Genomic DNA, 26,928 nt, shown 5'->3' on the forward strand with positions numbered 1-26,928 from the left:
CCGGCCGTCCGGCCGTTGAAGCTTCGTGTGGACGGCGGGGCGCCGTCCCGACGAAGGAGTGAGACCATGTATGTCGGATCCCGCGGCCGCATCTGGACGGCCTCTGTCGCGATCGTGGCAAGCTTGACGATCCCCCTCGCCGCCCAGGCGCAGGCACCGGCCCAGGGCCGGGGTGCGGCGATGCTCGAGCGGGCCGACGCGAACGGCGATGGGATCGTGGACCGGGCGGAGATGCAGGCCCAACGCGGCAAGCTCTTCGACCGGCTCGATGCCGACCGCGACGGCGTCCTGACCCGCGCCGAGGTCGAGCAGCGCCGCGAACGGATGCGCCGGCGCCTCGCCGGCGGCGACGGGGCCGCCTTCGACCGTGCGGACGGCGACAGGGATGGGCGGGTGACCCGGGCGGAGTTTCTTTCCGGCGAGATGCCGCTGTTCGAGCGCGCCGACCGGAACGGCGACGGGCGCCTAACGGCGGATGAGATCAGGCAGGTCGCGGAAACCGCTCGCCGGCGCTGAGCCCCAAAACGGACAAGCTCGAGGACATGACATGAAAGCCGATCGCATACTCGCCGCAGCCCTCGTCCTGGTGGGGGCGATGTCGTTCGCCGCAGCCGCCGAAGCCGGAAGCCGTCAGGTGACGCGCACCGGGACGAACGGCGGCATGTTCGGCCGCAGCGTCGACCGCGATCCTACGGCGCATACGGCGAACCGGACACGCTCCTACACGTCGCCGGCCGGCCGGACCTACGACCGCAGCTACGACCGCACGGGAACGCTGGGGAACAACACGGTCACCCGCACCGGTCCGGGCGGCGCGACGTCGTCGGTATCGCGCAGCACGGCGGCCGACGAGGCCGACGGCGTCACCCGTCGGAAGGACATCACCGGCCCCGGGGGCCGAAGCCGGTCGGTGACGCGATCCTGGTGGCCGGACTGACCTCGGCGAGCCGCGCGGCCGCGCGATGCACCTGTCTCCGTCCGACGACGATCTCGTCGCGAGAATCGGCGATGGCGACGCGGACGCGTACCGGGCGCTGGTCGACCGGCATGCGTCGCGCGTGCTGGCCGTCGCCGCGGGCATCGTCGGATCGCGGGCGCTGGCGGAGGACGTCACGCAGGAGGTGTTCCTGACCGTGTGGCGGAAGGCTGCCGGATGGCGCTCTGGCCGCGCACGCTTCGGGACCTGGCTGCACCGCGTGGCGGTGAACCGGGCGATCGACATGCGCGACCGCCGCGCCGCAAGCCGGGTTCCGCTGGACGACGCCGCGGAAGTCGCGGACGAGGCACCGTCCCCGACGGAGCATGCCGAGGCACGGCAGCGCCGGGTCCGCGTCGGGGATGCGGTGTGCCGCCTGCCGGACGCACAGCGCACCGCGATCCTGCTGACCTACTCCGGCGGATTGACGAACGCGGAGGTGGCCGCCGCGATGGACCTGTCGGTGAAGGCGGTCGAATCGCTGCTCGTGCGGGCGCGCCGGTCGCTGCGCGAGGCATTGGCGAAGGCTGGACTGGCGCCCGGGGAGGGGCTCTGAACATGCGGATCGACGAATTCGAGCAGCAGCTGGACGCGCGCGGGCCGAGTCTCGCCGGGTGGCCCATCGTGGCGCGGCTCCGGGCGCGCCGGCTTCTGGCGCGGAGCCCGGAGGCGCAAGCGCGTTTGGAAGAGGCGGCGGTCTTCGATGCGCGATTGGCGCAAGCGCTCGCGCCGTTGGACTACAGCGCATCGCTGCACGTGCGGCTCCACGCCATTCCCGGCGACTTTCCACGTCGCTCCGCGCCTGCGCGCGAGGCGGGGTCGCTGCGCCGCCCGGTCTGGTACGTCGGATCCGCCGTCGCCGTCGTTTCCCTCGCCGGCGGGGTGGTCCTGGGTGCGGTGATTGGCCGGGATGCCGGCGCACCCGGTGCGCTCGACCTCGCGGCGCTCGCCTACGGCCAGCCGTCCCTCGCGCTGGCGCTGTCTTCGGAGCGCGTCCGATGAGGATCGCCCGCTTCTGGGTCGTCGGTGGCGTGGCGGCGATCGTCCTGCTGCTCGCCGGCAATCTGTTCATGGCCGGGACCCTTCTCGGTCACGGCCTCTTCGCCAGGGGAGGGGAAGCGCCCGAAGCGCCGATCACGCGCTTCCTGCGCACCGTGCCGACCGAGGCCCGGCCGGTCCTGCGCGCCGTCTTTCTCGATCACCGTGAGGATCTGCGCGCGCGGTTCGGCGATCTCGTGTCGGCGCGCCGCAGGATGACGGACCTGCTCGCGGCGCCGCAGGTGGACGATGCAGCGACCGCCGAAGCGATGTCCGACCTCCGCGCCGCGACGGCCGAACTCCAGGCCGTCTTGCATGAGGTACTGCTGGATGCCGCCCGCCGGTTGCCCCCGGATGTCCGGGCCGAATGGTGGAGTCAACCGCCGGGTGGACGCCGGAGTGGGCTCTGATAGCACCTCTGCGGGTCGACTCTGGCGCCGGATCACCGGCCGGTTTCGGCGCCGCAGTCTTTCCGGCCCTCGTCCATGCACGCCACGATCCCGGCGGCCTGATCCACGAGCTCGTCGGCTTCGGCCACCGACTTCTTCAGGCAGTCGCGGTACTCGACGAGCGTCTCGTGGAACCGACGGGCGTCCTCGATGCAACGCATCCGGTCGGCCTCGCTGGTGGCCGTCACCATGTCCGTCGAACAGAGCGGCTGGACGGGCCGACTGCAGAGTTCCTGTGCCGCGGCCGGGTCTCCCGGAGCCGTGACGACGCCGAGTGCGACCGCGAGCGTCAGAGGAAGGATGGCGCGTTGGAACTGCATGCGGGAATCCTGATCAGCCGCGTGAACGCCGGGGCCGCTGCGACCCGGGCGACGAAGATGCGCAGCCGGCCGCGCATCTCCGTCATGTACGCTGCCGCCCGCAACGAGTTCACGCGCGACGGCTGTCCGCTCAGGGTGCGGAGCGGCGCAGATCGAAGGTGACCGGATGCTCCGCCGAACCGCCCGGCTCCTGCGGGACGGTCGTTCCGGGCGTATGGCCGATGGCGAAGAAGCGGGCCCGGCGGCGCGCCTCCGCCTCGTTCGCGTTTACCGGGAACGCATCGTAGTTGCGTCCGCCGGGGTGTGCCACCTGATAGGTGCAGCCGCCGATCGAGCGCTCGTTCCAGGTGTCGTAGATGTCGAACACCAACGGCGCGTCGACCGGGATGGTCGGATGCAGGCACCGCGGCGGCTGCCACGCGCGGTAGCGTACGCCGGCCACATAAGCGCCGCGCGTGCCGGTCGAGCGCAGCGGGACGACCCGGCCGTTGCAGACGAGGCGGTGCCGGCTGTCGGTGAAACCGTCGAGGCGCACCTGCATCCGCTCCACGGAGCTGTCGACGAAGCGGACCGTGCCGCCGGCCGCGCCGTCCTCGCCGAGCACGTGCCAGGGCTCCAGCGCGGTGCGCAGTTCCATCTCGATCCCGCGATAGGCAACCTCGCCGATCTTCGGGAAACGGAACTCGTGATGTGCGGCGAACCATTCCGGATCGAAGCCGTAGCCGGCCCGTTTCAGGTCGTCGAGCACGTCGGCGAAATCCTGCCCGGCGAAGAAGGGCAGCATGAACTCGTCGTGCAGGCGCGTGCCGAACCGGGCGAGCGGCTTGGTATAGGGCTCGCGCCAGAACCAGGAGACGAGCGCCCGGAGCAGCACCTGCTGCGCCAGGCTCATCCGCGCGTGCGGCGGCATTTCGAAGGCGCGCAGTTCGACCAGACCGCGCCGGCCGCTCGCCGAATCCGGCGTGAACAGTTTGTCGATGCAGAACTCCGCCCGGTGGGTGTTGCCGGTCACGTCGATCAGCACGTCGCGGAAGATCCGGTCGACCAGCCAGGGCGGCGTCGTCTCGGCGCGGTCGAGCGCCTTGAAGGCGATTTCCAGCTCATAGGTCGCGTCGTCGCGGCCCTCGTCGGCGCGCGGATGCTGGCTGGTCGGGCCGATGAACAGGCCGGAGAAGAGGTAGGAGAGGGAGGGGTGGTTGTGCCAGTAGCCGACGAGGCTGCGCAGCAGGTCCGGCCGCGTCAGGAACGGCGATTCCTCCGGCGTCGGGCCGCCGAGCACCATGTGGTTGCCGCCGCCCGTGCCGACATGGCGGCCGTCCACCATGAACTTCTCGGTGACGAGGCGCGTCGCGCGGGCGTCCTCGTAGACGGCGACCGTCTTGTCGACCAGCTCGTCCCAGGTCTCGGACGGATGGATGTTCACCTCGATCACGCCGGGATCGGGTGTCACGGAGAAATCGGCGATGCGCGGATCGTCGGGCATGCCGTAGCCCTCGATCATCACCTTCTGACCGCGCTCGGCGGCGACGTCCTCGATCGCGGCGACCAGCGCCAGATAGTCCTCGGCCGTCTCCAGCGGCGGCATGAAGACGTGCAGCAGGCCGTTGCGCGGCTCAACGCACATCGCGGTGCGGACGACCTCGGGGGCCGATTTGCCCGGAACGGGGAAGCCGTCGGAGGACTGCTCGCGCCGTGCCTGGCCGACGCTGCCGCGGGCGGAAACCGCCGCCCTCCCCGTTACCGCCGGCATCACCGACGGCTGCGCCAGGGCCGCGCGTGAGGGCAGGGGGGCGCGCGGCGCCATCGGGTCCGGTTCGATCAGATAGGGGTAGTCCTCGGGCGCTACCCAGGGCAGCGCATCGAGCGGCAGGCGCAGGCCCATCGGCGAATCGCCCGGCAGCAGGAACAGCCGCTCGGCGCGCAGGAACCAGCGCCCCGTCTCCCAATAGCGCGCGCCGTCCTCGCCGGCCCGGCGGATCGGCAGCGCGTATCCCACCACCTGGTCGAGGCCGCGCTCGAACACCTTGGCCAGCCGTTCGCGCTCCAGCGGGTCGGACAGTTCGCTCTTCAGCGGGTCGACGTTGGCCGGCAGGCGGCGCTCCTTCCACATATAGTAGAAGGCGTCCTCATAGCCGGCGATGCGGAAGCTCGGGTCGAGCTGCAGCCGTTCGGCGAGCCGCGTGACGAAGGCCTCGGCCTGTTCGATCCCCAGGCCGGGATCGGCGTCCTCGTCGGCGGCGAGCAGGTCGGGGTTCTGCCAGACCGGTTCGCCGTCGCGGCGCCAGAGGCAGCGCAGCGCCCAGCGGGGCAGCTGTTCGCCCGGATACCACTTGCCCTGGCCGTAATGGAGCATGTAGCCGGAGCCGAAACGGTTCGCGAGCCGGCGCAGCAGCTGGCCGGCGATCCTGCGCTTGGTCGGGCCGAGGGCGTCGGTGTTCCACTCCGCCCCGTCGGGGTCGTCCGCGGCGACGAAGGTGGGCTCGCCGCCCATCGTGAGGCGGATGCCGGAACCCGCGAGGTCGGCGTCGACCTTGCGGCCGAATTCGACCAGCGCGTCCCATTTCTCGTCGCTGTAGGGCCAGGTGACCCGCGGCGTCTCGGCGACGCGCGTCACGGTCATGTCGAAGCCGAACGTCGCTTCCGCCTTGGAGACGAGGCCGCTGATCGGCGCGGCACTCTGCGGTTCGGGCGTGCAGGCGAGCGGGATGTGGCCTTCGCCCGTCAGCAGGCCGGAGGTCGGGTCGAGCCCGATCCAGCCGGCGCCCGGCAGGTAGACCTCGCACCAGGCGTGCAGGTCGGTGAAGTCCACCGTCGTGCCCTCGGGGCCGTCGAGCGGCTTCTGGTCGGCGACGAGCTGGATCAGGTAGCCGGAGACGAAGCGTGCGGCGAAGCCCAGGTGGCGCAGCATCTGCACCAGCACCCAGCCCGTGTCGCGGCAGGATCCGAGGCGCTTCTCCAGCGTCTCCTCGACCGTCTGGACGCCCGGCTCCATGCGGATGACGTAGCCGATCTCCTGCTGCAGGCGCTGGTTGATCGCGACCAGGAAGTTGCCGGTCGGCGTCGGCTCGCGCGGCACCGTCTTCAGGAATTCCGTGAGAAGCGGCCCGGCCGGCTGGCACTTGCGGAACGGCGCCAGCTCCTCGTCCAGGCTCGGGTCGTAGGCGAACGGCCAGTGCTCGGCCTCCGGCTCCAGGAAGAAGTCGAACGGGTTGATCACCGCCATGTCGGCGATCAGGTCGACGGTGACCGAGAAGCGGTCGGTCTGCTCGGGGAAGACCAGCCGGGCCAGGTAGTTGCCCTGGGGATCCTGCTGCCAATTGATGAAGTGGTTCTCGGGCTCGATCTTCAGCGAATAGCTCTGGATCGGCGTGCGCGCGTGCGGAGCGGGCCGGAGCCGCACGATCTGCGGGCCGAGCGTCACGAGGCGGTCGTAGCGGTATTCCGTCTTGTGGTGCAGAGCGACGTGGATGCTCAAGGCCTTCCCCCGTAAAACACGTCGACGGCCGCCGTTGCGGCGGCCGTCATACCCAAGCTTACGCGACTTCGCGGCGATGCAAAAACGCGGCCTTCGCCTAGGTGCTCCGGCTTCGCAGCGCCGGCGCCAGTTCGCGCTCGAACAGGTCCAGGAAGTAGTCCTGATCGGGGCCGACCTGGACGAGGACGATGTGATCGAACCCGGCCTTCATGTACCGGTCGATCGACTTGATGTGCTGCTCCACCGACGGGCCGCAACTCACCACCTCGGCCACCGCTTCGGGGGTCGCCTGGGCGCTGGCGGCCGCGAAGCCGTCGACGTCCGGCAGCTCCGCCTGGACCGCCCAGCCGCCGAGCGCCCAGCGGAAGTAGCGGTGCGCCGTCTTGCGGGCATCCTCCTCGCGTTCGGCACAGCACAGCGGCACCTCGGCGTAGCGAGGGCCCTTGCCGCCGGCGGCCCCGAAGGCCTCGACCAGTTCGGCGGACGGCTCGGTCGCCACCAGCCCGTCGCCCTTCTCGCCCGCCAGCTTCGCCGCCAGCGGGCCGCCCGCGGCGACCGCCACCGGCGGCTTCCGCTCCGGCCGGTCGAACAGGCGGGCGTGATCGAGCCGGAAGTGTTCGCCGCGATAGTTCTCCAGGCTTCCGTCCAGCAGGCCCTGGATGATGTCGAGCGCCTCGGCGAAGCGTTCCTGTCGCTCGCGCCGGCCGGGCCAGCCCTCGCCGGTGACGTGCTCGTTGAGGCGTTCGCCGGCACCTAGGCCCAGAGTGAAGCGGTCCTTGCTGAGCAGGGCCATGGTCTCCGCGAACTGAGCGACGATGGCGGGACGGTAGCGCATGGTCGGGCAGGTCACCGCCGTCATCAGGCCCAGCCGCTCCGTCGCCTGTGCCAGCGCGCCGAGGACCGGCCAGACCATCGGCGCGTGGCCCTGTTCCTCGATCCACGGCGAGAAATGATCCGAAATCGCCGCAAAATCGAAACCGGCGGCCTCGGCGCGCCGGCCGTTGCGGACCAGTTCCGCCGGCCCGTGTTCCTCCGACATCAGCTTATAGCCGAGCTTCAGCATGCGTGCTTCTCCATGTGAGGTCGGCGTGCCCGGGTCCGGGCGGCGCCGCATGGGCACGCAACAGGCGTCCCGGAGAAATCGTTCCGCGGGTGCGGAGCGGCCGCTATGCCGCCGTTTCCGCGGCGACGAAGGCACGCCAGCCACCGAGCGCGGTGATGTCCTGTGCACCCGCCAACCCGGCGGACTCGGCCAGGAAGCCCTTGGCGCAGCTGCCGTCGGCGAGCTGGATCGTGCCGATCGACAGCGGGGCCGGGATCCGCGCCACCAGCCGGCCGAAGCTCTCCGCCGGCAGGGCCCAGACCTCGACCGGCACGGCGCGCCCCGTCGCCTCCCCGACCCGCAGCAGGCCGGGCCGCGGCGGCGCGCAGTCGGGCAGGGCGTGCAGGCGATAGAGCGGCGCCGTCTCCGTGGCACGCAGGAAGACCCCGCCAGCGTCGGTGAGCTCGCTGTTCAGCGGCAGCCCCGACATGTGTGCGCCCACGACGACCAGCGGGATCATGTCGGCCGGAGCGGCGGTCGGCAGCACCGCCCCGGTGAACGCGGCACCGAGGCCGGCGATCAGGCCGTCCCGGCCGGCCGGCGCGATCAGGGTGACGCCGGCGGGGCGGCCGTCGCTCCGTGGTGTTCCGGGGACGGCGAGGGCGCAGAGGTCGAGCAGGTTGACGAAGTTGGTGTAGATGCCGAGGCGGCTGTTCAGCACCACGGGGTCGGCCAGCACCTCCTCGACCGTGTAGACGGCTGGGATGGACGGCACGCACAGGGCATCGACCGCGGCCCATGTCCGTTCGGTCGCGCGCCGCAGCGCCGCCAGCTCGTACATCGCGGCGAAAGCGTCGGCGGCGGAGGGAGCCTCGCCCCCTCGCGTGATGGCGCGCGTCACCGGGTGCATGTCGTCCGCATGCTCCGCCATGAAGCCCCGCAGCCCGACGAACCGCTCCGCCACCCAGGGCCCCTCGTACAGAAGCCGCGCCGCGCGCAGGAACGGCTCGAGGTCGATCTCGACCAGCGTGGCGTGCGTCGACAGCGCCTCCAGATGCGCGGCATAGACCGCAGCGGCTGCGGTGTCGCCGAAGAACTCGCGCTGTCCCGGCATCGGCACGCCGACCCGCAGCACGGGCGGCAGCGCGCCCGGCTGGCCCACGGTGATCCGCCGGGAATAGGGATCGGCCGCGTCGAAGCCGGCCATGGCCTCGTAGACCGTCCACGCGTCGGAGACGCTCGTCGCGAAGACCGAGACGCAGTCGAGCGTCCGGCAGGCGGGCACGACGCCGCGGGTCGAGACGGCGCCCAGGGTCGGCTTCAGTCCGACGATGCCGTTCAGCGCCGCCGGCACGCGGCCGGACCCGGCCGTGTCCGTGCCCAGCGCGAAGGCGACGATGCCGTGTGCCACGGCCACTGCCGATCCGGAGGACGAGCCGCCCGGTACCAGCGCCGGGTCGGCCGCGTTGCGCGGGATCGACCAGGGCGTGCGGACGCCGACCAGGCCGGTGGCGAACTGGTCGAGATTGGTCTTGCCGATCGGAATGGCGCCGGCGTCGATCAGCCGCCGCACGGCGTGGGCGCTCTCGGCCGGCGCGTAGGCGAAGGCGGGGCAGGCGGCCGTCGTCGGGAGGCCGGCGAGGTCGATATTGTCCTTGATCGCGAACGGCACGCCCCAGAGCGGCTTCGCCTCGAAATCCGCCGGTCCCAGCCGCGCGACATATGCCGCCACGGCCTCGCGCGAGAGCATCGCGATGAAGATCCCCGGATCGTCGATCTCGGCGAGGCGCCGGAAGACGGCGTCGATCACCGCATCCGGCGTCGTTCCGGCAGCATAGGCGGCGCGCAGGCCGGCGATGGTCATGTCGATCGGTTTCATGGCTCGGACCGGGTTGGTCGGACGGGATCTGTCGGTCGGGATCGGGTCAGACGGGGGGATGCGGCACGGCGGCGAGGAGCTCGCGCGTGTAGGCGTGGGCAGGGGCCTGCATGACCTGCTCGGTCGGGCCCTCTTCGACGATCCGGCCGCCGCGCATCACGACCACCCGGTCGCAGAGCAGGCGGACGACGTGGAGGTCGTGGCTGACGAAGAGGTAGCTCATCCCGAGCTCGGCCTTCAGGTCGACGAGGAGGTTGAGCACGAGCGCCTGGACCGACACGTCCAGGGCGGCGGTCGGCTCGTCGAGCACCACCAGTTTCGGGCGCAGTGCCACGGCGCGGGCGATGCCGACCCGCGCCTTCTGGCCGCCCGACAGCTGGTGCGGGAAACGGTCGAGCAGGTCGCCGGGCAGGCCGACGAGGCGCGCCAGTTCCTCGACCTTGGTCCGCGCCTCGTCGGCGCTCTTCACGCCGCCCAGGCGGTGGAGCGGGTCGGCGATGCAGCGGAAGGCGCTGAAGCCGGGGTTCAGGCTGTCCGTCGGGTCCTGGAAGACCATCTGCAGCTTGGCGCGGGCGGGGTGGCGCGCGAAGCCGCCGACCGGAACCGCGCCGATGTCGACGCCGTCGAAGACGATGCTGCCGGCGGTCTGCTGCAGCAGGCGCATGACCATGCTGGAGGTCGTCGACTTGCCGCAGCCGGATTCGCCGACCAGCGCGACGTTCTCGCCGTGGCCGACGCTGAAGCCGATCCCGTCGACGGCACGGAAGGGCTTCTCCGCCTCCGCCGGCTTGCGGAAGCGGGCGAGCCAGCCGGCCGTCTCGCCGCCGCCATATTCCTTCACCAGGTCGCGCACGGTCAGCAGCGGTGCCGCGGCATCCGCCGGCATGGCGGGCGGCATGGGTGCCGCCGTCCCCTCCGGCAGCAGGTCGCGCACCGTGGCGCCCGGCCGCGGCGTGGCGCGCATCAGCTGGCGCGTATAGGGGTGGGCGGGGGCGGAAAAGATCTGGCGCGACCCTGCCGTCTCGATCACCTCGCCGCGCTGCATGACGGTGACGCGGTCGCAATAGGCGGCGGCGAGGCCGAGGTCGTGGGTGATCAGGATGGTCGACATGCCGCGCGCCCGCGTCAGCTCGACCACCAGGTCCATCACCGCCTTCTGCGTCGTGACGTCCAGGCCCGTGGTCGGCTCGTCGGCGATCAGCAGGCGTGGCTGGCAGGCGAGCGCGATGGCGATGACGACGCGCTGGCACATGCCGCCCGACAGTTCGAACGGATAGGCGTGATAGCGCTCCTCCGGATTGGCGATCCGCACGAGGCGCAGCGCCTCGATCGCCTTTTCCTTCACGTTCCGCCGGGTGGCGAGGAGATGCTCCAGCAGCACGTCCTCGATCTGCCGTCCCACGGCGCGGATGGGGTTCAGCGCGGCGCGCGGGTTCTGGAAGATCATCGAGATCTCCCGGCCGCGCAGCTCCGCCATCTCCTTCTCACGCGCCGCACGCAGGTCGATGCCACTGAAGCTGACGCTGCCGGCGGCGATCCGGCCGGCGCGATCGAGGATGCGCATGACGGCGTAGGAGGTGACGGACTTGCCCGAGCCCGACTCGCCGACGATGCCGACGGTCTCGCCTCTGGCGACGGTCAGGTCGACCTTGCGGACAGCTTGGACGGTGCCGTTGCGGGTGGCGAACTCGACGGTGAGGTCGCGGATGTCGAGGAGGGGCCGGGATGCGATCGTGTCGCCGTCCATGGCTCAGGTCCTCCGCTGCGGGTCGACGAGGTCGCGCATGCCGTCGCCGAGCAGGTTGAAGGTGAAGACGGCCAGCATCAGGGCGAGGCCCGGGAACATCGCCAGCCACCACTCGCCGGAGACGATGTAGTTGGCGCCCTCGGCCACCATGATCCCCCACTCCGGCGTCGGCGGCTGCACGCCCAGGCCGATGAAGGAGAGGCCGGCGGCGTTGAGGATCGCCCAGCCGAGGTTCAGCGACGCCTGGACCATCATCGGCGGCAGGCAGTTGGGGAAGATGTGGACCGCCAGCGTGCGCAGCGCCGAGTTGCCGCCGAGGCGCGCCGCCAGGACGAAGCCGGCATTCCGCCGGACGTTCGTCTCGGCTCTGGCCATGCGGGCGTAGAAGGGCAGGTTGATGACCGCGGTGGCGTAGACGACGTTCTCGATGGTGTTTCCGGCGGCGGCCACGATGCCCATGGCCAGCACGAACAGCGGGAAGGCCATGATCGTGTCGAGCACCCGGCCGACGATTCTGTCGATCCAGCCGCCGAAATAGCCGGCGAGCGCCCCCAGCGTCGAACCGAAGGCGAAGGACAGCAGCACCGCCGCGACCGAGATCGTCAGGTCGAGCCGCGTCGCCACCACCACGCGGCTGAACACGTCCCGGCCCAGCTGGTCGGTCCCGAACCAATGCGCCAGGGACGGCGGCCGCATGGCGTTGGAGGTGTTCGTCGCCAGCGGGTCGTAGGGCACCAGCGCCGGCCCCAGCAGCGCCGTCAGCAGGAACAGCAGCAGCAGCGAGAAGGCGAAGAGCGTGACGGGATTGGAGACGAGCACGTGCCGGGCGTGCCGCAGGAAGCGTCCCGCGCCGCCCACGGGCCGCGCCATGGCGGCGGGGCCGGCGGCTGCGGCTGCGGCGGCGGGCGCGCCGATGCCGGCCGGCGGGACCGGCGTCTCGTCCGTGGCGAGCGTCATGCTTCGATCCCCATGCGCGGGTCGATGAGGGTGTAGGCGATGTCGATGATCAGGTTCAGCGCCACGAACAGGATCGCCATCGTCAGCACGAAGCCCTGGACGGCGGCATAGTCGGACACGACCAGGGCCTCGATCGCGTAGGAGCCGATGCCGGGCCAGGCGAAGACCTTCTCGACCAGCACGTTGGCGCCGAGCATGAAGGAGAAGACCATGCCCAGCGTCGTCACCAGCGGCAGCAGGGCGTTGCGGAGGGCATAGGTCAGCAGCACCGTCCGCCTGGACAGGCCGGCGGCGCGGGCCGTGCGCACGAACTCGCTGCCCAGTGCCTGGATCATGGCGCCGCGGGTCATGCGGGCGATCGGCGCCAGGGTGAAGAGGGCCAGCGTGATGGCGGGCAGGGCGAGCTGCCCGAAGGCCGCGAGCGCCGTCTCGGGATCCAGGTCGGCCAGGGCGTCGAAGACGTAGAATCCGGTGATCTGCGGCGGCGGCACGTACATGAAATCGAGCCGCCCGAGCGGCGCAGGCGCCCAGTCGAGCAGGTAGTAGAAGACGTAGACCAGTACGAGGCCCGTGAAGAAGGTCGGCAGCGACACGCCCGCGGTGACCACGAAGCGGCAGACATGGTCGACCCAGGAGTCCGGCCGCGTCGCCGCGAGGATCCCCAGCGGCACCGCCACCACCAGCGCCAGCAGCAGCGCTGTGAGCGAGAGTTCGAGCGAGGCGGGCAGCCTGGCGGCGAGGTCGGTCGTCACCGGCTGTCCCGTCGACAGCGAGCGGCCGAGGTCGCCCGTGGCGAGGTCGCCGACATAGGCCATGAACTGGACCGGCAGGCTGCGGTCCAGGCCGAGCGACTCGCGCACCTGCTGGATCGACGCCGCGTCCGCCGCCGGACCGGCGAAATAGACCGCCGGGTCGCCGGGCAGGGCGCGGGTCAGCAGGAAGGTGACGACGATGATGCCGAACACGGCGGGCACGGCCTGCAGCAGGCGGCGCCCCGCCACGCCCAGCTTCGACGGTTTCGCCATGCCGCCGGCCTCAGGCGGAACCGAGGCCGAGCTGGCGGACGTCCAGCTGCCGGTGGAACCAGTACTGGTAGCCGGTGAGCTGCCTGCTCATCGCCGCGTCGAGCGACGGCTGCCACAGCGGGATGCGCGGCACGTCCTCGAACGCCTTCTCGATCATGCGCTTGATCTTCGGCGCGTAGTCCGGATTGGTCGCCTGGGCGTGCAGCGTGTCCTCGACCAGCTGCTTCATCTCGGCGTCGTCGTAGTTCGACGAGTTGAACAGGTTGCCCTTCACGTACGCCCAGTAGAAGTAATAGTCGGGCGTGTTCAGCCAGCCGCCGAAGTTGTCGAGGTGCAGCGGCAGCTTCTTCTCGATCAGGGCGATCGTCCGCCAGTTGGCGCCGGGGACCTTGTCGATCGTCGCCTTGATGCCGATTTTCGCCAGCCCCTCCTGGATCAGCAGGGCCGTCGGCTCGCCCCACTGCGCCGTGCCGATGTCGAAGGAGAGCGGCACCTCGAAGCCGTCCTTGAAGTCGGTCTGCGCCAGCAGGTCCTTCGCCTTGTCGTAGTCGGTGGAGTAGGGGAAGGGCTGCGGCCAGGCGATGGTCGACGGCGAAGCCTCCTTGCCGCCCCACATCGGATTGCCACGACCATAGGCGGCGTTCTCGAAGATCGCCGCATAGGGGACGGCCCATGCAACCGCCTGCCGGACCCGCTTGTCCTTGAACGGCTCGAAGTTCAGGTTGCAGTTCAGGACGTGCAGGCAGTTCTCGATGGGCGTGCCGGTGACGGCGACGGACTTGCTGCCCGACAGTTCCTTGGCGTCCTTGGCCGGGATGTCGAAGGCGAGGTGGATGTCGCCCTTCTCGATCAGCGCGCGCCGGGTCGCCAGCGACGGGATCTCCCGGACGACGACGCGCTTCACGCCGGGCAGGGTGCCGCCGACCCAGTCGTCGTTGCGGACATAGATGATCTGCTGCCCCTGGTCCCAGCGGTCGACCTTGAAGGCGCCGGAGCCGGCCGGATTGCGGTGCAGATACTCGGCCGCCCACGGGTCCTTTTCGGTCGCGTGCTTCAGGGCCAGCTTGCTGTTGATGATCAGCGGGATCGGGACCGCGATGTCGGGCAGGGTCAGCTTCGACGGGAATTTCAGGTTCACCCGGAAGGTCGCGTCGTCGACCGCGACGAACTGTTCGGGATCGAGCAGGCCGCCGGCGCCCATCTGCGTCTTCGGGAAGCCGCCCAGCGCCAGCGCGCGATCGAACGACCACTTCACGTCGGCGGCGGTCACCTTCGTGCCGTCCCAGAACTTCGCGTTCGGCTTCAGCTTGAAGTCGATGCTCATGCCGTCGGGCGCGACCGTCCAGCTCTCGGCGAGTTCGCCCTTCAGCGTGTCGTAGTCATAGGACAGGCTGCCGTCCGGCAGGGTCTTCGTGCCGAAGGTCAGCAGGCGGTCGTAGATGATCCAACTCGCGGAGTAGCCGGGGCGGTTGGTGCCCGGCCGGTGCAGGTCCAGACTGTTGATCGACCCCCCGACGGCCACGACGATCGTATCGCCCGCCTTCGCCGAAGCCGGCAGCACTTTCAGAAAGGGCAGGACCCCGGCACCCATGGCCGCCGTCCCCGCGAATTTGAAGAGATCCCGCCGCTTGATGTCCATATCCCCGCCTCCGGCTCGGTCTGTACACAATCATGTATACAATTCGCGTGCCAACATGGCAGAGCGCGGCAAAGCGCAGGAAACGGCGGGATTCCTGGTCCAAGCTGGCTGCCGGAGGTGGAGGTGGTGGAGGGGGAAATGCGCACAGACGGCACGTATGATCAAAAACGCGCCAGTTTCACACCGGCCCGTGCGCGATGTCGGGTCGCCGGATCGGATGCAGTCAGCGCTAAACGGGCAGCCGAAGGAACCCGGCCGCCGCTGCAGACAAAGCTATATGGTAGAGGCTGTTGTCGCCTCGGCGCTCAGGCGGCCGCCGCCGAGCGCTTCGTCCGGCCGCCCGTGGGGCGTTCGCCGGTGACCGCCTGCTGCGGGTCGCGCAGCACGTAGCCGCGGCCCCAGACGGTCTCGATGTAGTTCTCGCCGCTCGTGGCGGCCATCAGCTTCTTGCGGAGCTTGCAGATGAACACGTCGATGATCTTCACCTCGGGCTCGTCCATGCCACCGTAAAGGTGGTTCAGGAACATCTCCTTGGTCAGGGTCGTGCCCTTGCGCAGGGAGAGGAGCTCAAGGATCGCGTACTCCTTGCCGGTCAGATGCAGGGTCTGGTCGTCGACCTGGGACGTGCGGCTGTCGAGGTTCACCGTCAGGCGGCCGGTGCGAATAACCGATTCCGAGTGGCCGCGGGCGCGCCGGATGATGGCGTGCGTCCGCGCCACGAGTTCGCGTCGGTCGAAGGGCTTGGTCAGATAATCGTCCGCGCCGATGCCGAAGCCGCGGATCTTGCTGTCCGGCTCCGCGAGGCCCGAGAGGATGAGGATCGGCGTGTCGACGCGCGCCGAGCGCAGGCGCCGGAGAACCTCGAAGCCGTCGATGTCCGGCAGCATCAGGTCGAGGATGATCAGGTCGTAGTCGTACAGCTTCCCGATCTCGAGTCCGTCTTCGCCGAGGTCGGTCGTGTCCGCTATGAAACCTTCGGCCTTGAGAATCGTCTCGATGCTCTTGGCGGTGGCCGTGTCGTCCTCGACGATCAGAACGCGCATCGATATCTGCCCCTGTGCCGACGTCTGATTACGTTGCGTTAACGATGGTCCCCGAGATCACCTAAGGAAAGGTTAATGCGGCGGGCCGGGATGTCCAGACCTGTTCGCCACATTGACGCCGCAATTCGCACGCGGCCACCCTTTCCCTCGCTGCACACCGTCCCCGGCCCTTTACGCGCTGTTAACGGCGTTGGCCTATCCAAATGCCATCGGCGAACGCCCCCGGAGGAATTGATCGGTGCAGGGAACCAGCGCGGCCGTGCTCGACGGGCTCCTTCACGACATCGACCTTCTGCCGGAACAGTATCTCTATGGCCGCGTCACCGGCATTCTCGGGATGATGGTCGAGGTCGGCGGCCTCGGATCCGCGCTGTCCGTCGGCGGACGCTGCGACATTCACACCCGCGACCGCCGCACGGTCACCTGCGAGGCCGTCGGATTCCGCAACGGCCGCGCGCTGGTCATGCCCTTCGGCCCGCTCGAAGGCATCGGCCTCGGGTCCAAGGCGGAATTGGTCGCCGGCGTGCCGGCCATCTATCCCGATAGCTCCTGGCTCGGGCGCGTGATCGACCCGATGGGCCGGCCGCTCGACGGCGGTCCGCCACTTCTGGCCGGTCCGCGCTCCTACAGTCTGCGGGGCAGCGCACCGCCGGCGCACGAGCGCCAGCGCGTCGCCGGCAAGGTCGATCTCGGCGTGCGTGCGCTGAACACCTTCCTCACCTGCTGCCGCGGCCAGCGGATGGGCATCTTCGCCGGCTCGGGCGTCGGCAAGTCGATGCTGATGTCGATGCTCGCGCGCTACACCAGCGCCGACGTCAACGTCATCGGCCTGATCGGCGAGCGCGGCCGCGAGGTGCAGGAGTTCGTCACCGAGAACCTGGGCCCCGAGGGGCTGGCGCGCAGTGTGGTGGTGGTCGCCACGGGCGACGAGGTGCCGCTGATGCGCCGCCAGGCGGCGCAGACCACCCTGACGATCGCCGAGTATTTCCGCGACGCCGGTCAGGACGTGCTCTGCATGATGGACAGCGTCACCCGCTTCGCCATGGCGCAGCGCGAGATCGGCCTCGCCGTCGGCGAGCCGCCCGCGACCAAGGGCTATACGCCCAGTGTCTTCGCCGAACTGCCGCGCCTGCTGGAGCGTGCCGGGCCCGGGACGGGCAGGGGCAGCATCACCGGGCTCTTCACCGTCCTCGTCGAGGGCGACGATCACAACGAGCCGATCGCCGATGCGGTGCGCGGCATCCTCGACGGTCACATTGTGCTCGAACGCGGCATCGCCGAGCGCGGCCGTTACCCGGCGATCAACATCCTGCGCAGCGTCTCGCGGGTCATGCCGGGCTGCAACAGCGACGCCGAGAACGCCCTGGTCCAGCGGGCCCGCGCCCTGATGTCGGCCTACGAGAACATGTCGGAGATGATCCGCCTCGGCGCGTACCGGCACGGCAGCGATCCCGCTACCGACGAGGCGATCCGCTACCAGCCGGCACTGGAAGCCTTCCTGAAGCAGGCACCGAGGGAGCGCACCGACCTCGAAGGCGGGTACGCCGAACTCGCCCGGATCCTCGGCATGGCGGTATCATGAAGCGGCTCGATTCGCTCATCCGCGTCCGCCAATGGCAGCTCGACGAGAGCCGCCGCCATGTGGCGGAGCTGGAGGCCTCGATCGAGCGGACTCAGGCCCGGATCCGGAGCCTGGACGGCAACATCGAGACCGAAGGCAAGCTCGCCGATCAGGCCGGGCCCGGCAACGGTTTCGCCGCCTATGCCGCGGGCGTCCGCGAGCGCCGTCGGAAGCTGGCCGAGACGCTCGAGACCCTGGGCGCCGAACTCGCCCAGGCTCGCGATCTTGTGGCGGAGGCCTTCCAGGAGTTGAAGAAGTTCGAACTGGTCCAGGAGTCGCGGCGGGCCCGTGAGCGTGCCGGCGCGGCGCGGCGCGAGCAGTTCACGCTGGACGAGATCGCCGCCGCACGGCACCGGCCGACGTCGCAGTAGATCCGCACTGCCGACGCCTGTTCGGCCCGACCGCGGTCGCCGCATTCCGTACCGCCTTGATACGGATCTCCGCGCGCGCCATGTTTTCCACGGGAACGAACCAGCCAGCGGAGTTCGCATGTTCATTCAGACGGAGCAGACGCCGAACCCGGCGACGCTCAAGTTTCTCCCGGGCGAGGCCGTGCTGCCCGAGGGGTCGGCCGACTTCGCAGATGCCGAGCAGGCGGCGCGCTCGCCGCTCGCGCGGGCCTTGTTCGACATCGACGGGGTCACGCGCGTGTTTCTCGGCGGCGACTTCATCAGCGTCAGCAAGACCGATGAGCAGAGCTGGCAGGTGCTCAAGCCGTCGATCCTGGGCGCGATCATGGAGCATTTTACCGCGCGGCGGCCGATCCTGCTCGATCCCGCGGACGGCGAGGACCTGGAAGGGTCCTTCGATCCGGCGGATGCCGAGGTCGTCGCCCAGATCAAGGAACTGCTCGACACACGGGTACGTCCGGCCGTGGCCCAGGACGGTGGCGACATCGTCTTCCGTGGCTTCGACGAGGGCATCGTCTACCTGCACATGCAGGGCGCCTGCGCCGGCTGTCCCAGTTCGACGGCGACGTTGAGGATGGGCATCGAGAACATGCTGAGGCACTATGTCCCCGAAGTGCTGGGCGTCAGGCCGGTTCCCTGACCGCCCTTTCCGTATTCGGATGATGCGGTCGGCACGCGGCCGGGCCGGTCGCGCGCCGAACCGGCGGAGGCTGCTGTCTTGAAGAGACTGGACGACGATGCGCTGGACCTCCTGTTTCGCGAGGCGCGCAGCCAGAACGGGTGGCGGCCCGAGCCGGTGCCCGAGACGCTGCTGAAAGAGGTCTACGACCTCGCCCGCATGGGGCCGACCAGCGCGAACTGCAGTCCCATGCGGGTCGTGTTCGTGACCACCGAGGCTGGTAAGCGGAAGCTCGAGCCGGCGCTCAGCGACGGCAACAAGAGGAAGACCGCCGCGGCCCCGGTCACTGCCATCGTGGCGTACGACTTGGCCTTCTACGACGCGCTGCCGAAGCTGTTTCCGCACGAGCCCGACGCGCGGAACTGGTTCACGGGCAGCGAGGCGCACATCCAGGCCACGGCCATGCGGAACGGCACCCTCCAGGGTGCCTATCTGATGCTCGCCGCACGCGCGTTCGGGCTCGACTGCGGCCCGATGTCCGGGTTCGACCACGCCAAGGTCGACGTGGCCTTCTTCGCCGGCACGACGTGGCGCTCCAACTTCCTCTGCAATCTCGGCTATGGCGACCCCGCCGCCCTGTTCGGCCGCCTGCCACGACTGTCGTTCGAGGAGGCATGCCGAATCGCCTGATGGCGAACGGGCCCGCGCCGGAGCGCCGCACTGCAGCGCAGGCCGGCCCGGATGCACTCGTTCTCGCAATGGACGCCTCGGCCGGTGCCTGTTCCGTTGCGCTGCTGAGCGGCGGTGCGACGCTGGGCTACCTGCGGCGGTGCATGACGCATGGCCATGCCGCCGTCCTGCCTCCGATGATCCGGCAGGTTATTGATGAGGCGGGGTGCCGGTTTTCGTCGCTGCGGATCGTGGCGGCGACGGTCGGGCCGGGCTCCTTCACGGGCGTTCGGGTGGCGCTCGCCGCGGCACGCGGCATCGCCCTTGCCGTCGGTTGCCCGTGCATCGGGGTGACGTCGCTGGAGGCCATCGCCGCCGCGGCCGCCCATCCGGGCCGATTGCTCGTCGCTCTCGACACCCGCCGCGGCGACGTCTACGGGCAGGTTTTCGATGCCGGTGCAGCCGCCGGAGCGCCGTTCGTCGCCGATGCGGCGACGATCGCCGCGCAGTGTGGTGACCCCGTTGCCGGCATTGCCGGCGACGGGACCTCGATCGTGACGGAGGCCCTGGCCGAATCGGTCGAGCGTCTTCCCATCTTTGCGCCGGATGCGGTGGCCGTCGGAGCGCTCGCCGCCCGAAAATGGGCTGCCCGAGAAACGGGCGGGCGGGAGCTCGGCGATCGAGACTGGCCGGCGGCGGTCCCGCTCTATCTCCGTGCGCCGGAGGTCTCGCTCCCGCCTCCGCCGGTCGGGGCGCCGTCGTGAGGGGGGCCAGGGAAGGGGCCTCCGCGGAGAACCGGCCGACGCGCGAGCCCGCGTCGCGTCGGATCGAAGCGACACCGGCATTGATGCCGTTGCTGCCGGTGCATGCCGCGGTGGCGGCGGCACTGCAGTCCGGGGCGATGGCGGCGGGAACGGGTGATCGGGCGTGGACGCCGGAAGCGATCGCCGAGATGCTGCTGCTGCCCGGCTCGTTCGGGTTTCTTGCGGTCGCACCGTTGGACGAGCCCTGCGGCTTGGTCTTCTGCCGCAGCGTTGCCGGTGAGGGAGAGGTGCTGGTTCTCGCGGTCCTGCCGGAGCTCTGGCGCCGGGGCGTGGGGCGAATGCTTCTCGATGCGGCACTGGAACGGGCGCGCGGCGCGGGCCTGCGCCGCATGCTCCTGGAAGTCGCGGTCGACAACACCGCCGCCCGTGCGCTCTATGAATCCGCCGGCTTTCGCGCGGTCGGCCGACGGCGGGGATACTACAGCCGCGCCGACGGCCGTACGGCTGACGCGCTCACGCTCGAATGCTGTCTCGGTGGTTGACGTGCTCTTCGGGTCATCGCTTCACAACGGTCAGACGATGGACGGCGGTGTCGCCCGTCTCCGCCCCGGTGTCGGTCACGTCGTGACCGAGTTCGCGCAATGACCGCGGCACATTGTCCAGGGGCTCCCCCGCATGCAGTCTGATCTCGGCCGACTCGCCTTTCTGCATACGCTCGACGAGCAATTTGGCCTTGACGAACGTGATCGGACAGCGGTCAGCAGTGATATCCAGATAATAGTCGGTCAACTCCGTACCTCGAATGCTTCGGGCCGTTGACTACTCCGCAAGTTACTCATTGATCTCCCGAGACTGCTGGACTATATGGCGGACGATTGTCTATATCACATCGTACCGTCGGAGTCGGATCGCAGGATGAGCGAACAGCAGCGTGACACGAGGGAACTACTCGAGCTGACGACTGAGATCGTCGCCGCCCACGTTTCGAACAATACAGTGGCCGTCAACGACCTGCCGGACCTGATTCAGCAGATCTACCGTAGCCTCTCCACCGTCGGCGGCAACGGCGTCGCGGTGCCGGAGCGCCCGCAGCCGGCAGTTCCGATCCGCAAGTCGGTCACCCCCGAGTACATCATCTGCCTCGAGGACGGCAAGAAGCTGAAGATGCTGAAGCGGCATCTGAAGACTGCTTACAACATGTCGCCCGAAGAGTACCGCGAGCGCTGGGGCCTCGGCTCGGACTATCCCATGGTCGCCCCGAACTATGCCGCGCAGCGCAGCAGTCTCGCGAAGAAGATCGGCCTCGGGACGAAGGCGCGCCGCCGCCGCTGATTTCGCGACCGTTCCGCAACGGCGCCGCGATCCCTTTTGGGTTGCGGCGCCGTTTCGGTTATAATGGTCCTGGAGGATACGGTGGACGGCTGAGGCCGTGAATGCGGCGGGCGGTCGATTTGCCAACGTCGCACGCACGAGAAGTAAAAACAGGCAACCGCAGTAGCGCACCGTCGCGACCTCCGCAAACAGCTCGCTGGGAGCGTCTGGCGCGTAATGGCTTTTCCACTGAGACGGGTACTGCAGCGTGGCCGGGTTCAGGCCCGCGGTTCGGACCGGCAGGAGCGATGATGACGGCGCCGCTGTTTCGGCCGATGTTGCCGCAAAAGGACGGGGAGCCTGCCGGCGACCGTTCCGGTCCTGCCGTCGCCATCCGGGTTGGGACCATGGAGGTCCGGCTGGCCGAGAGCAGGGCCGAGATCGAGGCCGCGCAGGCCCTCCGGTACCGGATCTTCTACGAGGAGATGGCGGCACAGCCGACTGGCGAAACGGCGCGTCTGCGGCTCGATGCGGATCGGTTCGACGAGCATTGCGAGCATCTGCTGGTCATCGACCATTCGCTCGGCGGCGGGGCGGAAGCCGTGGTGGGCACCTACAGGTTCCTGCGGCGCTCTCGCACGGCGCGGATCGGACGGTTCTACTCGGAGGACGAGTACGACATCCACCGGCTGCTGCACGGCGACGACGAGATCATGGAGGTCGGCCGGTCCTGCGTGGACATACGCTACCGACGACACCAGACGATGCAGCTGCTCTGGCGCGGCATCGCGCAGTACGTTCAGCATCATGACGTCACCTTGATGTTCGGCTGTGCCAGTTTCCACGGCACCGATCCGGCCGAGCACGCGTTGCCCCTGAGCTTCCTATATTACGAACGGATGGCGCCGCTCGCATTGCGGCCGGAAGCGGTGCGCGACCGGTACGTCTCGATGCGCCTGATGGAGCGGGAGGCGGTGGATCAGAAGGCGGCAATCGCCGCGCTGCCGCCGCTGATCAAGGGGTATCTGCGTCTGGGCGGATTTGTCGGCGACGGTGCCGTCATCGACGAGCAGTTCAACACGACGGACGTGTGCGTGCTGGTCAAAACCGACCTAGTGACGAGCAAGTACGTCCGCCGCTACAACCGCGACGACGCGACCCGCGTTGCGGAACCCGACGCCTGACCTCGCGCGCGACGCAGCCGCAGCAGCAGAGCCTTTCCCCGTGACCTCCCGCGTTCGGTCGGCCGGCCGGCTATGCGTCTACCTTCTGCTGACTCTGGCGTTGATGCCGATTCAGGCCGCTCTGGTGGCGATCGGGTCCCCGTGGGCGGTGCGCCTTCCGGTTTTCTACCACAGGCTGTGCTGGCGCATCCTGGGCATCTCGGTCGAGGTGCGCGGCGAGATGTCCGCAGTGCGGCCCACGCTCTTCGTGGTGAACCACAGTTCCTATCTCGACATCATGGTCCTGGGCGGCCTGATTCCGGGGAGCTTCGTCTCGAAGGCCGAGGTCGCATCGTGGCCGCTGTTCGGGCAGCTGGCGAAGCTGCAGCGGACGGTCTTCATCGAGCGACAGGCACGGCGCGTGGCGTCGCAGCGGGACGCCCTCCAGGCACGGCTCGATGCCGGCGGAAACCTGATCCTGTTCCCGGAGGGCACCAGCAGCAACGGCAACCGTGTCCTGCCGTTCAAGAGCGCGCTGTTCAGTGTCGCGGAGCGGCGCGTCGACGGCGCGCCGCTGGCGGTTCAGCCGGTGTCGGTTGCCTATACGCGGATCGACGGCATGCCCGTCGGATACGTGCTGCGCCCGCTCTTCGCCTGGTATGGCGACATGGATCTGGCACCCCATCTATGGACGATGGCGGGCTGCGGCCGCCTGACCGTGACGGTCGAGTTCCACCCGACCGTCAGTTCCGGTGACTGGGCGACGCGGCGGGAGATGGCGGCGGCGTGCGGTCGCATGGTCTCCGACGGCGTATCGGCCGCGCTGCGCGGGGCTCGTTCGCTTGACAGTGGCCGACGTTCGGATGATACGCTGAAGGAGAGGCTGGGGAGCTGAGCGCGGAGAGCGTGCTGCGCGAGGGACCCGGAAGCAGGATTGGCGAAGAAGCTTTTTATAAAGACCTACGGCTGCCAGATGAACGTCTACGACTCCGCGCGCATGGCGGATGTCCTGGCGCCTCTCGGCTATGAGCCCGTCGATGCGCCCGATGGGGCCGACATGGTCATCCTCAACACCTGCCACATTCGCGAGAAGGCTGCCGAGAAGGTGTTCTCGGAACTCGGCCGGTTGCGGTCGCTGAAGGAACTCAAGCAGGCCGACGGCGGGATGATCATCGCCGTCGCCGGTTGCGTCGCCCAGGCCGAGGGCGAGGAGATCCTGCGCCGGGCGCCGAGCGTCGACATCGTGCTCGGCCCGCAGACCTATCACCGGCTGCCGGAGATGGTCGCGCGCGCGGCGCGGGCCGGCGGGGGCGTCCTCGACACCGACTTCCCGGTGGAGCCGAAGTTCGACCACCTGCCCGAGATGCATGCGCCGCGCGGCATCGGCGCTTTCCTCACTATCCAGGAAGGATGCGACAAGTTCTGCTCCTTCTGCGTCGTCCCCTATACGCGCGGTGCCGAGTTTTCGCGGCCAGTGGCGGCCGTCGAGGCCGAGGCACGCCAGCTTGTGGCCCAGGGCACGCGGGAGATCACGCTGCTCGGGCAGAACGTGAACGCGTATAGCGGGGAGGGGCCCGACGGGCGCCCCTGGGGTCTCGCCCGGCTGGCATGGCGCCTCGCGGAGATCGACGGTCTGGTCGGCATCCGCTATACGACTTCGCATCCGCGCGACATGGACGACGCGCTCATCGCCGCGCACGGCGACCTGCCGGCGCTGATGCCGTTCCTGCATCTCCCGGTGCAGTCGGGATCGGACCGCATCCTGGCCGCAATGAACAGGAAGCACACCGCCGACGATTATCGGCGCATCGTCGACCGGCTGCGCGCGGTGCGGCCGGACATCGCGATGGCATCTGACTTCATCGTGGGATTCCCCGAGGAGAGCGACGCCGACTTCGCCGAGACGATGCGCCTGGTGCGCGACATCGGGTTCGCGTCGGCCTATTCGTTCAAGTACAGCGCACGTCCCGGCACGCCCGCCGCCTCCAAGCGCTACGGCCATGTCGACGAGGCGGTGAAGGCGGAGCGTCTGGCGGAACTCCAGGCGCTGCTCGACCAGCAGCAGGATGCATTCAACCGTGCCTGCGAGGGACGCGTCCTGCCCGTGCTGCTGGATCGCCGCGGCCGCCGGGATGGACAGCTGGTCGGCCGCAGTCCCTTCATGCAGGCCGTCCATGTCGATGCGCCGGACGCATGGCTTGGCACCGTCGTCGACGTCGCCGTCACCGGCCGCACGACCCACGGGTTGACCGGCGAAGTGGCCGCGGCAACCGGAACAGCCCTCCCAGCCGGGCGGGTGCACGCCAGGGAGGCCTTGGCCGGGTGAGTCCCACCTCGCACTCTTCCGAACTGATCCACCTCGAGTTCGACGACAACAAGCTGTTGCCGGCCCTGTACGGCGAGCACGACCGCAATCTGGCGCGGATCGAGCAGTCGCTGCAGGTCGCTGCGGCGTCCCGGGGCAACCGCCTCGCCATCAGCGGCCCGGTCTCTTCCGTGGAAGCGGCACGGTCGGCCCTGACCCTGCTGTACGACCGCCTTAAGCGCGGGCTGGATGTCGGTCCGGCCGACGTCGACGGCGCCGTACGCCTCGCCCTTTCCGCATCCGCCCGGCCGACCGATGCCGGGGGCGGCGACGATGCCATCACCATCCGGACGCGCAAACGCGCGATCACGCCGCGTTCGCCGGTACAGGCCGACTATATCCGCGCGCTGCGCAGCCACGATCTGACCTTCGGACTGGGCCCGGCCGGGACCGGCAAGACGTACCTCGCCGTTGCCGCGGCCGTCGAACTGATGGCGGCGGGCGAGGTCGAGCGGATCATACTCTCGCGCCCCGCCGTCGAGGCGGGGGAGCGGCTGGGCTTTCTCCCGGGCGACCTGCGCGAAAAGGTCGACCCCTATCTGCGCCCGCTCTATGACGCCCTGCACGACATGCTGCCGGGCGACCAGGTGGTGCGGCGGCTCGACGACGGCGACATCGAGGTCGCGCCGCTTGCCTTCATGCGGGGGCGCACGCTGGCGCACGCCTTCGTCATCCTGGACGAGGCACAGAACACGACGCCCGTGCAGATGAAGATGTTCCTGACGCGGTTCGGCGAGCGCTCGCGGATGGTCGTCACCGGCGACCTCAGCCAGGTGGATCTGCCGCGCGGCCAGCGGTCGGGGCTGCGCGACGCACTGGAAGTTCTTGCCGGCGTAGATGGCGTCGGCTTCGTGAACTTCACGCACAACGACGTCGTCCGTCATCCGCTGGTCACCCGGATCGTCCGGGCCTACGACCGCCGCGATGCCGGGACCGCCCAGAGTGGCGACCCCGATGGCGCGTGATCCCGACATAGACGTCGGCATCGACGATCCCGCCTGGTCGGCGGCTCTTCCCGACTATGAGAGCATCTGCCGGCGGGCGGCGGTCGCGGCGGCCGCCGTGCGTTCCGAGCCGCAGGAAGCCGCGGAGATCGCGCTGATGCTGACCGGCGACGCTGCGGTTCGCGACCTCAACCGCACATATCGTCACATGGACAAGGCGACAAACGTGCTTTCGTTTCCCGGAGATGCCGATGCGACGCCGGCCGGGCACCCGCGGATGCTGGGCGACGTCGTTCTGGCCTACGGGACCGTCTCTGGCGAGGCGGAGGCGCAAGGCAAGCCGCTGGCGGACCACGTGACGCACCTCGTCGTCCACGGCGTGCTCCACCTGCTTGGGTTCGACCATGAGGAGGACGACGAGGCGGCGGAGATGGAGGGCCTGGAAGTGCGGATCCTGGCCCAGCTCGGCATTCCCGATCCCTATCAGGAGGCGGCCGTGATACGGCACGAGGCCGTGGAGCGATGAACGGCACTCAGGACAGCGAAGGCTCGGACAGTAGGCGGGCCGCCGGCGAAAGCGGGCGGCGCCCCTGGTGGAAGGACTTCTGGCGCATGACGCGGCGCCGGAACGGCGACGGCTCCTTGCGCGACACGCTCGAGGAGCTGATCGAGCGGCACGAGGAGGACGAGCATCCCATCGATCCGGCGGAGCGGGTTCTTCTGGAGAACACGCTGCGGCTGCGGAACGTCACGGCCGAGGACATCTCGGTGCCGCGGGCCGACATCGTCGCGGTGGAGATAGACACCAGCCTCGACGACGTCATCGCGGTGATGGGGACCAGCCTCCATTCGCGGCTGCCCGTCTATCGCAAGAACCTCGACGATGTCGTCGGCATGGTTCACGTGAAGGACGTTCTGGTCCAGGCGCGGCAGGAGGCGCCGGCGCCGCTCTCCGCGCTGATCAAGCAGGTGCTCTTCATCTCGCCGTCGATGCGGGTCCTCGACCTGCTGCTGCAGATGCGCCTGTCGCGAATCCACATGGCCCTCGTCGTCGACGAGTATGGCGGCATCGACGGCCTGGTCACGATCGAGAACATCGTCGAGGAGATCGTCGGCGAGATCCGCGACGAGCACGAGATCGCGGAAAGCCCGCAGATCACGTCCAGGCCCGACGGCACGATGATCGCCGATGCGCGCGTGTCGCTCGAGGATTTCGAGGAGGTGGTCGGCCCGGTCCTGACGGACGAAGAGCGCGAAGACATCGACACGCTCGGCGGGCTCGTCTTCACGCTGATCGGCAGGGTGCCGACACGCGGTGAACTCGTCACCCACACCTCCGGTATCGAGTTCGAGGTCTTGGAAGGGGATCCGCGGCGGCTGAAGAAGCTGCGGATCAGAAACATTCCCCGCCTCACCGCGGCCGCCGAGTGATCCCGGGAGACCGGCGGTCGGCAGCGCCCTGGGACGCGCGG

Annotated in this window: 28 protein-coding genes; 18 read left to right on the forward strand and 10 right to left on the reverse strand. The window is 69.4% G+C overall.

Annotated features, from left to right (window positions below; all coding sequences use genetic code 11):
* The first annotated feature begins 66 nt into the window (after nt 1-66).
* The 5 genes from ABIE65_RS13235 to ABIE65_RS13255 are packed head-to-tail and all read left to right on the forward strand — an operon-like array spanning nt 67 to nt 2,424.
* Nucleotides 67-516: an EF-hand domain-containing protein gene (locus ABIE65_RS13235; RefSeq protein WP_354078249.1), complete on the forward strand. Its 450-nt coding sequence runs from the start codon at nt 67-69 to the stop codon at nt 514-516.
* Nucleotides 517-547: 31 nt separating this feature from the next.
* Nucleotides 548-937 carry a hypothetical protein gene (locus ABIE65_RS13240; RefSeq protein ID WP_354078251.1) on the forward strand — a complete coding sequence of 130 codons (390 nt, stop codon included), beginning with the start codon at nt 548-550 and terminating at the stop codon, nt 935-937.
* 25 nt (nt 938-962) lie between these two features.
* A complete protein-coding gene (locus tag ABIE65_RS13245) occupies nt 963-1,532 on the forward strand; it encodes an RNA polymerase sigma factor (RefSeq protein WP_354078252.1) in 570 nt (189 codons plus the stop codon).
* 2 nt (nt 1,533-1,534) lie between these two features.
* Nucleotides 1,535-1,978, forward strand: coding sequence for a hypothetical protein (locus ABIE65_RS13250; RefSeq protein WP_354078254.1), 444 nt, complete (start codon nt 1,535-1,537; stop codon nt 1,976-1,978).
* A complete protein-coding gene (locus ABIE65_RS13255) occupies nt 1,975-2,424 on the forward strand; it encodes a periplasmic heavy metal sensor (protein WP_354078255.1) in 450 nt (149 codons plus the stop codon). Before ABIE65_RS13250 ends, ABIE65_RS13255 begins: the two co-directional genes overlap by 4 nt.
* A 32-nt stretch (nt 2,425-2,456) precedes the next feature.
* On the opposite strand, the gene ABIE65_RS13260 is transcribed toward ABIE65_RS13255, so the two are convergent.
* The 9 genes from ABIE65_RS13260 to ctrA all read right to left on the reverse strand — a co-directional run bounded on the left by ABIE65_RS13260 (nt 2,457) and on the right by ctrA (nt 15,590).
* Nucleotides 2,457-2,783, reverse strand: coding sequence for a hypothetical protein (locus ABIE65_RS13260; protein WP_354078256.1), 327 nt, complete (start codon nt 2,781-2,783; stop codon nt 2,457-2,459).
* A 130-nt stretch (nt 2,784-2,913) separates the two neighbouring features.
* Complete coding sequence (locus ABIE65_RS13265; protein ID WP_354078258.1) at nt 2,914-6,258, reverse strand: transglutaminase family protein; 3,345 nt, start codon at nt 6,256-6,258, stop codon at nt 2,914-2,916.
* A gap of 97 nt (nt 6,259-6,355) precedes the next feature.
* Nucleotides 6,356-7,321, reverse strand: a complete 966-nt coding sequence (locus ABIE65_RS13270) for a TIGR03557 family F420-dependent LLM class oxidoreductase (protein ID WP_354078259.1) — start codon at nt 7,319-7,321, stop codon at nt 6,356-6,358.
* 103 nt (nt 7,322-7,424) lie between these two features.
* On the reverse strand, nt 7,425-9,179 hold the full coding sequence (atzF, locus tag ABIE65_RS13275) for an allophanate hydrolase (protein ID WP_354078260.1): 1,755 nt from the start codon (nt 9,177-9,179) through the stop codon (nt 7,425-7,427).
* Nucleotides 9,180-9,225: 46 nt separating this feature from the next.
* The gene (locus ABIE65_RS13280; RefSeq protein WP_354078262.1) at nt 9,226-10,926 is read right to left on the reverse strand and encodes a dipeptide ABC transporter ATP-binding protein; all 1,701 of its coding nucleotides are present in this window, start codon (nt 10,924-10,926) and stop codon (nt 9,226-9,228) included.
* Nucleotides 10,927-10,929: 3 nt separating this feature from the next.
* Nucleotides 10,930-11,883, reverse strand: a complete 954-nt coding sequence (locus tag ABIE65_RS13285) for an ABC transporter permease (protein WP_354078263.1) — start codon at nt 11,881-11,883, stop codon at nt 10,930-10,932.
* A complete protein-coding gene (locus ABIE65_RS13290; RefSeq protein ID WP_354078264.1) occupies nt 11,880-12,908 on the reverse strand; it encodes an ABC transporter permease in 1,029 nt (342 codons plus the stop codon). Before ABIE65_RS13290 ends, ABIE65_RS13285 begins: the two co-directional genes overlap by 4 nt.
* A 10-nt stretch (nt 12,909-12,918) precedes the next feature.
* Nucleotides 12,919-14,547: an ABC transporter substrate-binding protein gene (locus ABIE65_RS13295; protein ID WP_354078265.1), complete on the reverse strand. Its 1,629-nt coding sequence runs from the start codon at nt 14,545-14,547 to the stop codon at nt 12,919-12,921.
* Between the two features lie 305 nt (nt 14,548-14,852).
* Nucleotides 14,853-15,590 carry a response regulator transcription factor CtrA gene (gene ctrA, locus ABIE65_RS13300; protein ID WP_354078266.1) on the reverse strand — a complete coding sequence of 246 codons (738 nt, stop codon included), beginning with the start codon at nt 15,588-15,590 and terminating at the stop codon, nt 14,853-14,855.
* A 238-nt stretch (nt 15,591-15,828) separates the two neighbouring features.
* On the opposite strand from ctrA, the gene fliI reads away from it, so the two are divergent.
* The 6 genes from fliI to ABIE65_RS13330 all read left to right on the forward strand — a co-directional run bounded on the left by fliI (nt 15,829) and on the right by ABIE65_RS13330 (nt 20,215).
* Nucleotides 15,829-17,172, forward strand: coding sequence for a flagellar protein export ATPase FliI (gene fliI / locus ABIE65_RS13305; RefSeq protein WP_354078267.1), 1,344 nt, complete (start codon nt 15,829-15,831; stop codon nt 17,170-17,172).
* A complete protein-coding gene (fliJ, locus tag ABIE65_RS13310) occupies nt 17,169-17,582 on the forward strand; it encodes a flagellar export protein FliJ (RefSeq protein ID WP_354078268.1) in 414 nt (137 codons plus the stop codon). Before fliI ends, fliJ begins: the two co-directional genes overlap by 4 nt.
* Nucleotides 17,583-17,700: 118 nt before the next feature.
* The gene (locus tag ABIE65_RS13315; RefSeq protein WP_354078269.1) at nt 17,701-18,261 is read left to right on the forward strand and encodes a NifU family protein; all 561 of its coding nucleotides are present in this window, start codon (nt 17,701-17,703) and stop codon (nt 18,259-18,261) included.
* Between the two features lie 78 nt (nt 18,262-18,339).
* Entirely contained in the window at nt 18,340-18,930 is a 591-nt protein-coding gene (locus ABIE65_RS13320) for a malonic semialdehyde reductase (protein WP_354078271.1), read from the forward strand.
* Nucleotides 18,931-18,998: 68 nt separating this feature from the next.
* A complete protein-coding gene (tsaB, locus tag ABIE65_RS13325) occupies nt 18,999-19,673 on the forward strand; it encodes a tRNA (adenosine(37)-N6)-threonylcarbamoyltransferase complex dimerization subunit type 1 TsaB (protein ID WP_354078272.1) in 675 nt (224 codons plus the stop codon).
* An 83-nt stretch (nt 19,674-19,756) separates the two neighbouring features.
* Complete coding sequence (locus tag ABIE65_RS13330; RefSeq protein WP_354078273.1) at nt 19,757-20,215, forward strand: GNAT family N-acetyltransferase; 459 nt, start codon at nt 19,757-19,759, stop codon at nt 20,213-20,215.
* Nucleotides 20,216-20,228: 13 nt separating this feature from the next.
* On the opposite strand, the gene ABIE65_RS13335 is transcribed toward ABIE65_RS13330, so the two are convergent.
* The gene (locus ABIE65_RS13335; protein ID WP_354078275.1) at nt 20,229-20,462 is read right to left on the reverse strand and encodes a sulfurtransferase TusA family protein; all 234 of its coding nucleotides are present in this window, start codon (nt 20,460-20,462) and stop codon (nt 20,229-20,231) included.
* 126 nt (nt 20,463-20,588) lie between these two features.
* Between ABIE65_RS13335 and ABIE65_RS13340 the strand changes: the two genes are divergently transcribed.
* The 7 genes from ABIE65_RS13340 (at nt 20,589) to ABIE65_RS13370 (ending at nt 26,887) form a co-directional block, all read left to right on the forward strand.
* Nucleotides 20,589-21,005 carry a Ros/MucR family transcriptional regulator gene (locus ABIE65_RS13340; protein ID WP_354078276.1) on the forward strand — a complete coding sequence of 139 codons (417 nt, stop codon included), beginning with the start codon at nt 20,589-20,591 and terminating at the stop codon, nt 21,003-21,005.
* 101 nt (nt 21,006-21,106) lie between these two features.
* A complete protein-coding gene (locus ABIE65_RS13345; RefSeq protein WP_354078277.1) occupies nt 21,107-22,168 on the forward strand; it encodes a GNAT family N-acetyltransferase in 1,062 nt (353 codons plus the stop codon).
* Nucleotides 22,169-22,208: 40 nt separating this feature from the next.
* Complete coding sequence (locus tag ABIE65_RS13350; RefSeq protein WP_354078278.1) at nt 22,209-23,042, forward strand: lysophospholipid acyltransferase family protein; 834 nt, start codon at nt 22,209-22,211, stop codon at nt 23,040-23,042.
* Between the two features lie 39 nt (nt 23,043-23,081).
* Nucleotides 23,082-24,473 (forward strand): tRNA (N6-isopentenyl adenosine(37)-C2)-methylthiotransferase MiaB, encoded by a 1,392-nt coding sequence (miaB, locus tag ABIE65_RS13355; protein ID WP_354078279.1) that lies wholly within the window; start codon nt 23,082-23,084, stop codon nt 24,471-24,473.
* Entirely contained in the window at nt 24,470-25,477 is a 1,008-nt protein-coding gene (locus ABIE65_RS13360; RefSeq protein ID WP_354078280.1) for a PhoH family protein, read from the forward strand. The genes miaB and ABIE65_RS13360 overlap by 4 nt, the downstream gene beginning before the upstream one ends.
* Nucleotides 25,467-25,982, forward strand: coding sequence for an rRNA maturation RNase YbeY (gene ybeY, locus ABIE65_RS13365; RefSeq protein ID WP_354078281.1), 516 nt, complete (start codon nt 25,467-25,469; stop codon nt 25,980-25,982). The genes ABIE65_RS13360 and ybeY overlap by 11 nt, the downstream gene beginning before the upstream one ends.
* Nucleotides 25,979-26,887 carry a hemolysin family protein gene (locus ABIE65_RS13370; RefSeq protein ID WP_354078283.1) on the forward strand — a complete coding sequence of 303 codons (909 nt, stop codon included), beginning with the start codon at nt 25,979-25,981 and terminating at the stop codon, nt 26,885-26,887. The genes ybeY and ABIE65_RS13370 overlap by 4 nt, the downstream gene beginning before the upstream one ends.
* The last annotated feature ends 41 nt before the right edge of the window (nt 26,888-26,928 follow it).

It is taken from the genome of Constrictibacter sp. MBR-5, from assembly GCF_040549485.1.
GTDB lineage: Bacteria > Pseudomonadota > Alphaproteobacteria > JAJUGE01 > JAJUGE01 > Constrictibacter.